The 11,750-nt window shown below is 66.9% G+C and carries 11 protein-coding genes; 1 reads left to right on the forward strand and 10 read right to left on the reverse strand.

Annotated features, from left to right (window positions below; genetic code table 11):
* Positions 1-4 precede the first annotated feature (4 nt).
* On the reverse strand, positions 5-1,093 hold the full coding sequence (locus VMS22_11710) for a radical SAM protein (protein ID HXJ34688.1): 1,089 nt from the start codon (positions 1,091-1,093) through the stop codon (positions 5-7).
* A 121-nt stretch (positions 1,094-1,214) separates the two neighbouring features.
* Here VMS22_11710 and VMS22_11715 point away from each other — a divergent pair, with 121 nt between their 5' ends.
* Complete coding sequence (locus tag VMS22_11715) at positions 1,215-3,539, forward strand: hypothetical protein (GenBank protein HXJ34689.1); 2,325 nt, start codon at positions 1,215-1,217, stop codon at positions 3,537-3,539.
* Positions 3,540-3,563: 24 nt separating this feature from the next.
* Here the strand turns inward: VMS22_11715 and VMS22_11720 are convergent, their stop codons facing one another.
* From VMS22_11720 to VMS22_11760, 9 genes are all read right to left on the reverse strand, one after another.
* Positions 3,564-5,609 carry a sigma 54-interacting transcriptional regulator gene (locus VMS22_11720; GenBank protein ID HXJ34690.1) on the reverse strand — a complete coding sequence of 682 codons (2,046 nt, stop codon included), beginning with the start codon at positions 5,607-5,609 and terminating at the stop codon, positions 3,564-3,566.
* 139 nt (positions 5,610-5,748) lie between these two features.
* On the reverse strand, positions 5,749-6,003 hold the full coding sequence (locus VMS22_11725; protein HXJ34691.1) for a BrnA antitoxin family protein: 255 nt from the start codon (positions 6,001-6,003) through the stop codon (positions 5,749-5,751).
* 81 nt (positions 6,004-6,084) lie between these two features.
* Positions 6,085-6,831 carry a class I SAM-dependent methyltransferase gene (locus VMS22_11730; protein HXJ34692.1) on the reverse strand — a complete coding sequence of 249 codons (747 nt, stop codon included), beginning with the start codon at positions 6,829-6,831 and terminating at the stop codon, positions 6,085-6,087.
* A gap of 185 nt (positions 6,832-7,016) precedes the next feature.
* Positions 7,017-7,508, reverse strand: coding sequence for a pyridoxamine 5'-phosphate oxidase family protein (locus VMS22_11735; GenBank protein HXJ34693.1), 492 nt, complete (start codon positions 7,506-7,508; stop codon positions 7,017-7,019).
* A gap of 144 nt (positions 7,509-7,652) precedes the next feature.
* The gene (locus VMS22_11740) at positions 7,653-8,636 is read right to left on the reverse strand and encodes an NAD(P)-dependent oxidoreductase (protein ID HXJ34694.1); all 984 of its coding nucleotides are present in this window, start codon (positions 8,634-8,636) and stop codon (positions 7,653-7,655) included.
* A gap of 161 nt (positions 8,637-8,797) precedes the next feature.
* Positions 8,798-9,547, reverse strand: coding sequence for a class I SAM-dependent methyltransferase (locus VMS22_11745; GenBank protein HXJ34695.1), 750 nt, complete (start codon positions 9,545-9,547; stop codon positions 8,798-8,800).
* Between the two features lie 168 nt (positions 9,548-9,715).
* On the reverse strand, positions 9,716-10,150 hold the full coding sequence (locus tag VMS22_11750) for a hypothetical protein (GenBank protein HXJ34696.1): 435 nt from the start codon (positions 10,148-10,150) through the stop codon (positions 9,716-9,718).
* Positions 10,151-10,257: 107 nt separating this feature from the next.
* A complete protein-coding gene (locus VMS22_11755) occupies positions 10,258-10,788 on the reverse strand; it encodes a tetratricopeptide repeat protein (GenBank protein HXJ34697.1) in 531 nt (176 codons plus the stop codon).
* An 86-nt stretch (positions 10,789-10,874) separates the two neighbouring features.
* The gene (locus VMS22_11760; GenBank protein ID HXJ34698.1) at positions 10,875-11,333 is read right to left on the reverse strand and encodes a hypothetical protein; all 459 of its coding nucleotides are present in this window, start codon (positions 11,331-11,333) and stop codon (positions 10,875-10,877) included.
* Positions 11,334-11,750 lie beyond the last annotated feature (417 nt).

Consider the following 11,750-nt stretch of genomic DNA (forward strand, 5'->3'; position numbering starts at 1 on the left):
GGGATCAGGTGGGTTGGGGGGCGAGACGCTTGCGCACCCGCGGCAGCTCCGGGCGCAGCATGTTGCCGAGGATCGACTGGTAGGCTTCGCAGGGCGTCCAACAGTTCGGGCACTGCGAGTCCCAGATCTCGCGCTGGAGCGCGGCCGCCTCCGGCGTGTTCCAGAGCGCGCCGAGCTCGTAGCCGACGTCGCGCAGGCTGCCGATCTTCTTGTCGTAGATCGTGCAGGGAAAGACGTTGCCCCACGAGTCGATGAAGCACGACGAGCGCAGCGCGTGGCAGCGCATGGGCGTCTCGCCCGTCTCGAGGTAGCGCCGCACGCGCTTCAGGTACGCGCGCTCGAGGAACGCGACCGGGTGGAGCGGCGCGCCGCGGAGCTTCGCATACGCGTCGGCGGCGCGGGCCAGCGCGGGGGCACCGACGTTGCGGCGCAGACCCAGATCGGCGTTGCCGAGGTAGTGCTCCGACTCGTGCACGATGTTCACGTGGAAGTCCTCGTAGCCGAGGTCGGGGATCTCCTTCTTCGCCGCCGCGAACGCCTGCGGGAAGTGGTCGACGTTCTTCGCCGACAGCGTCATGCCGAGTACGACGTGGACGCCCGGGATCTCGCGCAGCCGGCGGAACGTCTCGATCTGACGGCGCCAGCCGCCCTCGACGCCTCGGATCTCGTCGTTCATGGCCTCGTCGCCGTCGGTCGAGACCGTGATGATGAGCTTCTCGGCCGCCATCTTGCGGATCTCGCGCGTGCCCTCGACGATCTTGTCGGTGAGATAGCCGTTGGTCGGGAAGTGGAGCAGGAGGAGGTTCTTCGAGTGGGTGGTCACGGCCTCGCACACGTCGACGAAGTCCTTGCGGAGCCACACCTCGCCGCCCGTGAGGTCGACCCACACGAAGCCGGGCGCGCGGCGGAAGATCTCGCGGATCTCGTCGAGGCGCAGCTCGTCGCGCGGCTTCATCTTCCAGATGTTGCAGGTCTCGCAGCGGTAGTTGCACCAGAACGTGATGCAGAACGTCAGCTTGTAGGGCTGGCGCGGGCGCCGGAAGTTCGCTTCCAGGGCGCGGGCGGCGAGGGCCGCGTAGGGGGCGATCCGCATGGGGTGATCCAGCGAACAGACTACAGTTGCGCGCCGACTCTGTCACCCGTTTTCGGCCCGCGTCGAGGTGACGCGGCGGGAGACGGCCAACCCCCACATGCTATAGGGCGGTCGCCTGCGGATGACCGACAGCCAGCTCTCGCGCGCCACTGTGATCCGGACCGTAGTCGTGTACGTGATCGTGTTCGCGATTCTCGGGTGGCCGTGGCTCCGGATGGCGTCGGCGGGTCTGCCCGCGGACGATGCGCCGGCGGACGCCTGGTTGATCGTCTGGGTGCTCGAATGGGTCTCGCACGCACTCGGAACGGCTCCGACCGCGCTCTTCGATCCCCCCATCAACTATCCCGCGGCGAAACAGCTCGCCGGATCGGAGCACTTCCTGTCGAGCCAGCTCCTCTTCGCGCCGTTGAAGCTCGTGACGGGCAACCCGTTGCTCGCCGCGAATCTCACGGCGTTCCTGTGTTACCCGCTCGCTGCCGCGGCGATGAGCCTCTTCCTGCAGGCGGTCGGTCTGTCGAGCGGCGTCGCGTTCGTCGGCGGGCTCTTCTATGGATTCGGTGCCGCCGGCACACCGGGGCGGCTCCACATCCTGCAGTCGCAGCACCTCTACCTGCCGCTCGTCGCGCTCATGCTGCATCGCCTTCGAGCGCGCCCCGGGCGCCAGCGAGCGCTGCTCCTGGGCGGCGTGTTTCTCGCCGGCCTGCTCAGCTCGTATCACATGGCGGTCTACCTCTCGGCCATGGGGCTGACGTGGAGCCTCGCCGAATACCTGGCTCCGCTGCCGCAGCGACGCGCCTACGTCGGGTGGGGCGCCGCCGCCTCCATTGCCGCGCTCGGCGTGCTCGTGGCCATCTCCCGGCCGTACCTCGCACGCCCCGAAGTGGGAGGCGATCCCGAGGTCCTCCTGAGTCGCTACTCGACGACGCATCTCGATGCGGCGGTCCCCGAGGAACACGCCGCGATCGTCTCCCCGTCGGACCTCGTGCGGCATCTGGCGATCTGCCTCGTGACGGCGGCCGGTCCGTTCTGCAAGCTCGCCGCGAGCGGCGCGCTCAACTGGGAAGGCCTATGGCTCGCCGCTCGCATCTACTCGTACAACGCGCTGGCGGCGATCCTCGCAACGATCGCCCTCGTGGCCGCCGCGCGTGGCACCCCGTACCGCGCGATCGTGTCGGGCGCGCTGTTGGTCGCCCTGGCAGGCCTGCTGCTCAGCGGTCCGGAGTATTGCCGGTTCGGCGGCGTCGACGTGGCGCTGCCACGCAAGTGGCTCACCCATACGCCCGCCCGCTTCATCCGCGCACCGCAGCGGGCGAACGTGCTGCCACTCTTCGGCGGCACGGTGCTGATGACCGTGGGACTCGCCGTAGCGCTGCCACGGCGCCGCGTCCCGCGCGCGCTGCTCATCGCGATGCTGGCGGGACTACGGGCGCTGGTGGTTTTCGAGCCGAGACTGATGGCGACGGGTGGCCTCACGGCGGGATTCGTCGGCGCGCTGTCGTCGCGCTTCGCACCGACGCAATTCCTCACGACGCCGACGTTGGCGGAGGACCGATCCGTCTACGATGCGATCGCGGGCGCGGTCGAGAATGACTCCGGACCGCTGGTCGAATGGCCGGAGAGTGTCGACCGATCGTCGTCGGTGATGGGGCAGATGATCCACCGGCAACCGAGCATCGACTTCTATACCGGCTACCAGCCGGTACACGTCACGGTGATCCGGCACCTGCTCGCCCTGCTCCCCGACGCCGGGGCGCTCGACGACCTCGTCGACATGACGGGACTGCGATGGATCCTCGTGCGGCCGGTCCCGGCGGACCGTACGGCACCACGCGAGAAGCTCCTTGCCGGCCTCCGGTTGCACCGTCGCTTTCGAGGGGAGACGGTGCTCGGCGGATTCACCCTCGTCGAGATCGACCCGAGTCGCGGACATCCGGGCTGGTTCGAAGCCATCGCAGCGGGCTCGCAGCCGGGGCGGACCGTGCTCGGAACGCCGATCGCCCCGCTACCCGACCGGCCGAACCAGGTGCAGGTGCACGTCCCATCGCCCGGGCCGATCTGGATCGGGTCGCGCTTCCCGCTGACGGTACTGGTGCGGAACCTGGGAGACGCCACGTGGCCCGCAGCCGTTCCGGGGCGGGGCGGCCGTCGCTTCACCGTGCGGCTCGAGGCCACCTGGGGCGCGGGCGACGACTCGACCGACGGGCTTTCGGAAGCCGTGACGCACGATCTGCGGCGCGACCTGGGTCCGCGGGAAATGCTTGCGGAGACGCTCATCCTGCGAGCGCCTCCACACCCCGGACGATATCGGCTCGAGGTAGCCTTGAGGCAGGTCGCGGGAGCGGACCTCGCGTGCCCATCGAATCCCGCTCGTCTCGAGGTGGAGGTGGTGCCGCGCGGCGCGACTCCGCCGCCCGTGGGGACGCCCCCACCGCGGGCCTCGCCCTGAAGCGAGGATCGCCTGGACGTGCCGCTACGGGCGCGGCCGCGACAGCCCGAGCTTCCGCATCCGGCTGCGCAGCGTGCTCGGCTGCAGGTCGAGGAGCGCGGCGGCGCCGCCGTCGCCCTCGATCTTCCACCGGGTCTGCTCGAGCACCGCGTGGATGTGACGGCGCTCGACGTCTTCGAGCGTGCCTGCGCCGTCGGTCGGAGCGGGGGATGCCACCGCGGCCGGCGGCCGGTCCCCGGGCACGGTCGACGGCACCACGCTCTCCTCGACGGTGAGCACGTGCCCGGTGGACAGGATCACGGCGCGCTCGACCACGTTCTGCAGCTCGCGCACGTTGCCCGGCCACGCATAGGCGCACAGCCGGCGCATGGTCTCGCCCGCGATCTGCGTCACGGGCTTCCCGAGCTTCTTCGCGAGCCGCTCCATGAAGAACGTGAGCAGCAGCGGAACGTCGCCCGTCCGCTCGCGCAGCGGCGGGACGGTCACGGGGAAGACGTTCAGGCGGTAGAAGAGATCGCTGCGGAACGTCCCGTCGCGCACCGCGGCCTTGAGATCGCGATTCGTCGCGACGATCACCCGGACGTCGACCTTCACGGTGCGGGTGCCGCCGATGGGCTCGAACTCGCGCTCCTGGAGCACGCGCAGCAGCTTCACCTGCGTCTCGGGCGACAGCTCGCCGACCTCGTCGAGGAAGATGGTGCCGCCGTCGGCGAGCTTGAAGCGGCCGTCGCGGTTGTCGATCGCGCCGGTGAAGGCGCCCTTCACGTGGCCGAAGAGCTCGCTCTCGACCAGACCGGCGGCGATGGCGCCGCAGTTGACCTTCACCAGGGGCCGGCCCCGCCGCGGGCTGCGATCGTGGATGGCGCGGGCGATCAGCTCCTTGCCCGTGCCGGTCTCGCCGAGGATCAGCACCGTCGAGTCGGTGGGGGCGACGCGCTCGACGTCTGCGAGGGCTTGCAGCAGCGCGGGGCTCCGCCCGACGATGTCGCCGAAGTTGTGGTCCTGCCGGATCTCCTCCTGCAGGTAGACGTTCTCGGCGGCGAGCCGATCGCGCAGGCGGCGCACCTCTTCGTGCGCGAGACAGTCGTCCAGCGCCGTCGCGACCGCGCTGCCGACCTGCTCCAGGAGGTCGCGCTGCAGGTGGCGATAGGCGCCTTCCGCCTCCGCCATGAAGAAGAGGACGCCCCGGCAGCGATCGCCGGTGACGAGCGGGAGCGCACAGAGCGACTCCATGCGCTCGCGCTCCATGACGTCGAAGGTGACGGGGAACTCCTCGCGCAGCTCCGCGCGCGTGCCGGTGACGATCCAGGCGCGGTTCTGCAGCACCCAGTTGCACGCCGTCCCGAGGGCCGGCAGCACGGTGGCCTGCGTCGGCTCCGCGGCCGCGCCGCCGGGGGTGAGGAGGTGCCCCTGCAGCTGGTCGCCCTCGATCGGCAGCTCGATGCCGAAGCGCTGCGTGGGCACGATCGTCCGCAGGCAGCCGGCGAGGGCGCCGAACAGCTCGTCGCGATGCAGGTGCCGGCCGATGGCGCGGTTCACCTCGAGCAGCACCTCGCGCTCGCGGCTCATGCGCTCGAACCGCTCGTAGCCGAGACAGTTGTCGATGCCGACGGCGATCGCGGCGGCGATGTCGTCGAGGAGCTTGCCCGGGTAGGCATCCCACGCGTTCCCGGCGCTCGCGACGAGACCGAGCGCACCCACGCACTGTCCCCGGGCGAGAAGCGGCAGCGCCACCGTCGATCGCATGCCTTCCTCGGCCACGGTCGATGCGCAGTCGGCGAGCGCGCGGGCGAGGAGCGTCTGCCTATGCTGATCGTCGCCGTCGGGCCTCCGCGCGGAGCCGTCGGCGTCATAGACGCGCTCGGGAGCCTCGCTCAGCCCGGGAACGAGGACCAGCAGGCGCTCGATGGGGAGCAGCTCGGCGAGCCCCTTGGCGATCGGCGGAAGCAGCGTCGCGCACTCGCGATGCCGACTCACGATCTGATTCACGCGGAGCACGGCTGCGAGCTCGCGCGCGCCGAGCTCGGCGACGCCGTGGTCTCTGCTCCCGAGTGCGGCGACCTTCGTCATGGCCTGCGCCCGGAGCAACTTATAGGCGCGTCTCGAGAGCCCCAACAAGACGCTCAGACGCCCGCGACGCTCGCCGCGGGCTCACGGCCTTGGCTGGCCTGCCTGGGTCGACCCTCTCTACGATGGCGCCCGTCGCGGGTTAGCTGGCACGTTTGAGTTCCTCTCGGAGTACTCGGCGCAAGGTCTCCTCGAGCGGCTGCTGCCGCTGCTGGATATACTCGTGCAGGGCCGTGTTGATGAGGTTTTGGTAGCTGCCGCCACCAGCAGCATGAACCTGGCTCTTGAACCAAGTCAGCACATCGCCGTCGAGACGGATGGTGATCCGCGTCTTGCCCTTGGCCACACGGACCACAGGGCCGCGCTTCGCCTTGCTGAAGTCATACTGTTTTCGCATACCCACCGATCTGGCGTATGTACGTCCGTACAGACGCGTGTCAAACGATCATGAGCCTCGCGGGTCAGGCAGCGCCATCGTTCAGTTCGCCGTTCCGCGGACCGCCCACGCGCGCGCGCTGAGAGCCATCGTCCCGCCGAGCCGTCGACGCAGCGCCTGTTCGAGCTTCGACGCCATCATCTTGCGGCGTTCATTGTCGAGTGACGCGACGTAAGAGGGGGCCGGACCCGTCCCGCCGAGAAAGGACCGCCAATAGTCCTCGAAGCTGGCGAATTGGGTTGGGATCTCGATCGGCTCGCAGCGCACCTCGCTGAGCCCAGCCGTTCGGAACAGGTCCGTGAGCGCGTCGGGGCGGCAAAGTGGGAATCGCTCGCCTTCGTCAAGCTCTCGAGCGGTCGAATCTACGGCTGCCGCCGCATCCCAGAAGTAGCGCAGGAGATCCATCCTTCCCGCATAGTCCCAAACGCAGGCGGAGACGGTACCCCGCGCGGCTGTGCGAGCCCGCATTTCAGCAACGGCAGCCTCGGAGTCCGGAAAGAAGTTCAGGGCGAGCAACGCCGTCACGCTGCCGTACCCGTCCGCGCGGCGCGGAAGATCGCCTACTCCAGCGATCGCAAAGGACGCGCGGGCATCTCCGGAGTGTCTTCGAGCGTACTCGATGAACGGCTCTGCGGGATCGCACCCAATCACCGAGGCCGGATCGGCGTGACTGCAGATCGCGCTCGTCAGAGCGCCTGTGCCGCAACCGACGTCCAGCCAGTGAACGCCATGAGGAATCCTCAACCACGACACGAACTGATCCGCGAGCTGTCGACTCCACCGACCCATGAAGTCCTCGTAAGCCGATCCGGCAGCCCACCCGTCGCGAATATGTGACATGAGCTAAACGTCTCTTCTCGCTGCCCAACGGTCTGGCGTTGAGCCGCGCGCACGTGAACCCTCGGGGCTTTTGGCGAAGTGGATGCGCGTCGGCTCCAATGCCGGGTTGGGCATGACCGTCCCCTGAAGCCGGTTCACGCCTTCCACGGCATGCGTTCCGCGAGGCCATGCTGCATCTTGGAGCCGTCGTCGCCCGCGTTGAGGTGGACGGGGGGAGAGTACACCGTCCACTGCGGTTTGAGGCGGATCACTACGCGGTGCTCCTCTCGGGCCTTCGCCTCGACCAACGGCCGCACGGCGTCGGGAAGTGGTTGCCCCGACATGATCTGACCCACCTTCATCATGACGTCGACTGTCGTCCCGATGACGTCCTCGATGTCGGCCGGTCCGTAGACCTGAAGGTACGTGAGTGGCCATTGTTCGTCGAGAACGCAGATGGCGGCCTCATGCGTCCGCCGCACGGCGCGCGCCTTCGCGCGTGCAGCCATCGTCGAGATCAAGATGTCGTCGCCGTCCATGACGTAGTAGACGACCGACATCGACGGCGGCCCTTGCTTGCGCTGGAAGCCAAAGATGCAGGTGCGGTGGTTGGCGACGAATGCGCGTCGCTCGGCCTGGTTCATCATGGTTCGGAATTCCTCATTATATCCATTCTGGGCGGTCGGAGCCGCTCGAGACACTCGACTGCACGCATTCTGACCGCCGAATCAATCACGGCAGATCCCGAGTCGCCTTCACGCCGCGGCTTCCAGCTTCTCCGGCGCCGGCCTTTACGACACGGGATACGGGCCGTCCGCGAACGCACGATCATGATACCCCTTTGACCCGACCGCACGCGCCAGCGGACTCCGGGGAGGGTCCCCCGCTCTCAGGCAATCAATGATTCGGCGGAAGTCATACCGGGGCTGCCAACCCAGCTCCCGCCGCGCGCGCTCATTCACGTACACCCGCTCGATGCCGGGGAACATCTTCCAACCGCGACGAGCGTACTCCTCCGCGTACTCCGGGACCCGCCGTTCCACCACGTGTGGAGCGTTCAGACGCAGGTCGGACAGATCGTCGGGCTGGAAGGGCGTGGTCGCGCTGATGATGTACCGCCCGAAGCCGATCGATGGGGCCTTCTCGAGAGCGAGCACATGAGCATCAACGACGTCTTGGAGGTCAACCCGCCGGTAGAGGTACTCGTTCGCCTTCACATTCCCGTCGTCGTAAGACCTGCGGACCGCCGGGTCGTCGTCCACCTCCGGGAAGAACCGCGACGTGCGCAAGACGAGGCACGGGAGCCGGTGGAGGCGGTGAAACACCTCGCACAAGTCCTCGGCCGCCGTCTTGGTCACGCCATAGATGTTCTTGGGGACGGGCGGCACGTCCTCGGTCACCCACGCCGCGGGGGCACCCGGCGGTGGCGTCAGCGCGCGCCCGAACGTGCTGGTCGTGCCCGTGAAGACGAAGGTCGAGACGCCGGCCGACGCCGCTTCCTCGAGAAGGTTGAGCGTGCCGGTGACGTTGGTATCGACGAAATCCTGTCGGGCGTGGGTCGCGACGTGCGGCTTGTGCAGGGTGGCCGCGTGAATGACGCCGTCGATGCCCTGCACGCATCGCCGCACGAAGTCGCGGTCGGTGATCGTTCCCAGGCGTCCCGTGAAGGGCGACGCCGTTCGGTCGAGGCCGACGACTTCGTGTATCGTGCCCTGCAAGGTGCGAACCAGGGCCTCGCCGAGATGCCCACTGCTACCCGTGACGATGACTTTCATGGGGCATCAATTCCTTCAGTGAACGCAGGGTACCGCGGCTATTGCGATTCCCGCCCGTGCACTCTCCTGCCGCCCAACGACCCTGGCGCTCACCCGCGCGAGCGCAGCGAGCGTCGGGTGCAGTGCCGAGTTGGGCGGTGCGCCGCAGCCAGCGGTCGGACTCACTGCGCACGGCGGCCCCATGCGGCGTACATGACAATTCCCGGTTCGAGTGAGACGGGATCGCGCAGGAGCGCAATTCCTGCGTCAACGTCCGCCTCAGGCGGGACGCGGTCTCGCACTGCTTCGATCGTCAGCCGGAAGAGCTCGGCTTCCCGCGTGCCGCCCCGGATGATCGCGGCCGTGCCCGATGCTTGGATGTCCGCAAGGCCGGCCGCGTGCAATGCCGACGCAAGGTCTACCGCCGACATGCAGTCGGCATGGGGCATTGCCGCGAAAAACCCTCTCCAGGTGGCTACCCATGCGGGCGTTCGCGATGCGAGCATCGCGCCAAAGTACGGTTCCTCGGCCACCAACACCCCACCCGGGCGCAACGCCGCCTTCATTCTCTTCAGCGCGAGAACCTGCTTGCCTGCGAGATGGTGCAACACGTTCCGGCAGCACACGAGGTCAAAGGCGTCCGCTTCCAAACCATGGGTCAGAATGTCCGCCTGCCGGGCATCGATGCCGGGTTCGTTGCTGACGAAGCGTGTGTCGATATCGACGACCACTACTCGGCCGGAGGGACCGACTCGGTCGCGAAGCCATCGGGACATCGATCCGTTTCCCGCCCCAACTTCCAAGCACTTCCAACCCGGATCCACTCCCAACCGGGTCAGCAGCGCGATTGTCGCTGGGTCGTAGCACTGCGCGATGAGGGCGAGCCTGGTCTGTTCATCAGACCAGTTGGGATCGAAACCGTACTCACTCATCTTGCCTCCGCAATCGTCTGTCCGCCCAACGCCCTCTCGATCAGCGGCTGGCGCCCAGTGAAGCTCGACAAGGGACCGAACCTCTTGCGCCAGGCCGCTGCATCGCGGGGTTGGGCTGCGCCATGAAGAGAAGCGCCTTCATCCTTGCCCTCCTGTCACGTGGCTTGCCTACGCACCACTCGGAATCGAAGCGTCTTGTGGCTTGTGTGTCACCGATGCGAAGTAGCCGAACCACGTGAAGTACGCGCCGACCGCGAAGCATGCCGCCAGGACCACGTTCAACATTCCCGCCTGTTCAAGGACATGGACCTTGGCAACAACCGCGTGGGGGAAAAGTATCAACGCCGATGTCTTGAGGATCCCTCCCCAGGCGATGACCCGAAGTAGGATGGCCGCCCGGCTTCTTGAGTCCAACGGCAGCAACGCCAAGGAAATGAAGGCCATTAGCAACGCTACGGGAAATATCGAGAACGACACCGTTGCGACTTCCCGGTCTAGGCCACGCAAGATCTCGAGAAAATGGCCCCGGTCGATGAGGATGGACGCCGCCCGAAGGAGCAACACGGGGCCGATGATCTTCGAGACTACCTTCGTCAAATCCATCTCACCTCCAAGCAGCCCAACGACACGGCCGTTGAGCGGCCGGCGCGTGACCGCGGCGGATCGAATCCCTCACGACCGTTGGCGCGCCGGCCCGCTCCAACGGCGGGTTAGGCCGTCGGCCGATGGTTTCTCGCTCCTTGCGAAGGGTCATTGACCTTCTCCAGTTTGTAGATCGATAAGCAGCCGGGTCCTCGCAAGTCGAGGTGCTTCGTGAACTCCGCAAGCGCGTCGTCCGAACGACCAAGCGCCTTGAGAGAATCGGCAAGGCGATAGTGGCAGTCCGCGATGAGGCCACGCGCCCTCGCCAGTCCCTCACCACACCGGCCGTGGGCGATTCGCTTCGCGCCTCGGCGTATGAGGCCGCGATAAACCTCGACAGCCTCGCGATGACGGCCAAGCATCTGGAGCGTTCCCGCATAGTCCCAAAGCACCAAGGGGCATCTCGGCGCCAAAGCGAGGGCGCGCTCGCAATACGGCAGCGAGGCTGCGTAGTCCCGCAACTCGTAGTAGGTCAGGCCAAGCCGGGTGAGGAGCCAGTGGTTGTCAGGTTCGACCTGCAGCTTCTTCTCGATCGCGTTTCGAGCGGCGACCCACTTCCCTCCACGAATCAACCGCTCGACAGTCGAGAGCTTTGACATCCTCGTACCGGCCTAACGACTCGGCGGCTCAGCGGCGGCGCGAAGGGCGCCGGCCGCTGCAAGCGCGGGTTAGGCGGACATCCATACTACCGGACGAGTTCAGGAAGGAGATTCCACCGGACACCGGCGGCTATCATGAACATGATGGCGATAAGCGGAAACTCAACCCAAAGTAACGGCTCCCAGTACTTGAACGGGTAGCGCCACCGCTCGATTTTGGACTTTTGGTGCATGAAGATAACCGACGAAAACACCAGCGCTGCACCCCAGAGGATCCATCCCCCAGCGGCCAGGAACATTCGAGAAGCCTCGGCGTGTGTGCCGTCCCGGCGAAGTGCGATATAGGCCATCCCTCCAAGCACCGACAGCGTGACTGTGAAGTAGAATTCGAAGGCCCCGTAGATCGCGTGGTTGTGGTACTGGATGACATCGACGCGGGCTTTCTCCTCATTTCGATTCCGATCCAAGGGCTCCCCGGTTCGTTTGAAATTTGTGTGGCGGAGAATGAGACACAGTCCGATCCAAAGCATCGCGATGACTGCCACTGTCAAGGTGCTTGTGCAGAGGATGCTCGTTGCCCCCATAGCTCGTCTTTACCCCGCCTAGCGCTGCGCCTCAGCCGCTGCCGGAAGCGGGAGCGCAGCGGACGCTGGAGGCAGTCGGCTGCAGGCGATTGTTCGGCGCAGAACTCGCCTCCGACCCGTACAGGAGCACACTCCAGTAAGGTCCCATCTGCCTCCTGGCCTGGAGACTTACGCCGCCCGTGACGAGACGCCGCAAGACCCTACGTCCCCAGGGGCACGGAGGAGCAGGTATGCCACGGGGTCCGAGAATGCCCGCCGCGCTCTATGACCCTGCCTCACCCATCCTGGGCCAACTTTTTTAAATCCTCTGCCCAGTGTGCATAGGGGCGGAGCGGTATCCACTCGAGCTCCGTCACCAGATGCGAGTAGCCAAGTTGC

It is taken from the genome of Candidatus Eisenbacteria bacterium (assembly GCA_035577985.1).
Classification (GTDB): domain Bacteria; phylum Desulfobacterota; class Binatia; order DP-6; family DP-6; genus DATJZY01.

Excerpts from the sequence above, each read along its gene's own strand:
- VMS22_11710 (HXJ34688.1), bottom strand. The coding sequence starts at position 1,093 with ATGCGGATCGCCCCCTACGCGGCCCTCGCCGCCCGCGCCCTGGAAGCG.
- VMS22_11755 (HXJ34697.1), bottom strand. The coding sequence starts at position 10,788 with ATGTCAAAGCTCTCGACTGTCGAGCGGTTGATTCGTGGAGGGAAGTGG.
- VMS22_11730 (HXJ34692.1), bottom strand. The coding sequence starts at position 6,831 with ATGGGTCGGTGGAGTCGACAGCTCGCGGATCAGTTCGTGTCGTGGTTG.
- VMS22_11715 (HXJ34689.1), top strand. The coding sequence starts at position 1,215 with ATGACCGACAGCCAGCTCTCGCGCGCCACTGTGATCCGGACCGTAGTC.
- VMS22_11720 (HXJ34690.1), bottom strand. The coding sequence starts at position 5,609 with ATGACGAAGGTCGCCGCACTCGGGAGCAGAGACCACGGCGTCGCCGAG.
- VMS22_11745 (HXJ34695.1), bottom strand. The coding sequence starts at position 9,547 with ATGAGTGAGTACGGTTTCGATCCCAACTGGTCTGATGAACAGACCAGG.
- VMS22_11735 (HXJ34693.1), bottom strand. The coding sequence starts at position 7,508 with ATGATGAACCAGGCCGAGCGACGCGCATTCGTCGCCAACCACCGCACC.
- VMS22_11750 (HXJ34696.1), bottom strand. The coding sequence starts at position 10,150 with ATGGATTTGACGAAGGTAGTCTCGAAGATCATCGGCCCCGTGTTGCTC.
- VMS22_11725 (HXJ34691.1), bottom strand. The coding sequence starts at position 6,003 with ATGCGAAAACAGTATGACTTCAGCAAGGCGAAGCGCGGCCCTGTGGTC.
- VMS22_11740 (HXJ34694.1), bottom strand. The coding sequence starts at position 8,636 with ATGAAAGTCATCGTCACGGGTAGCAGTGGGCATCTCGGCGAGGCCCTG.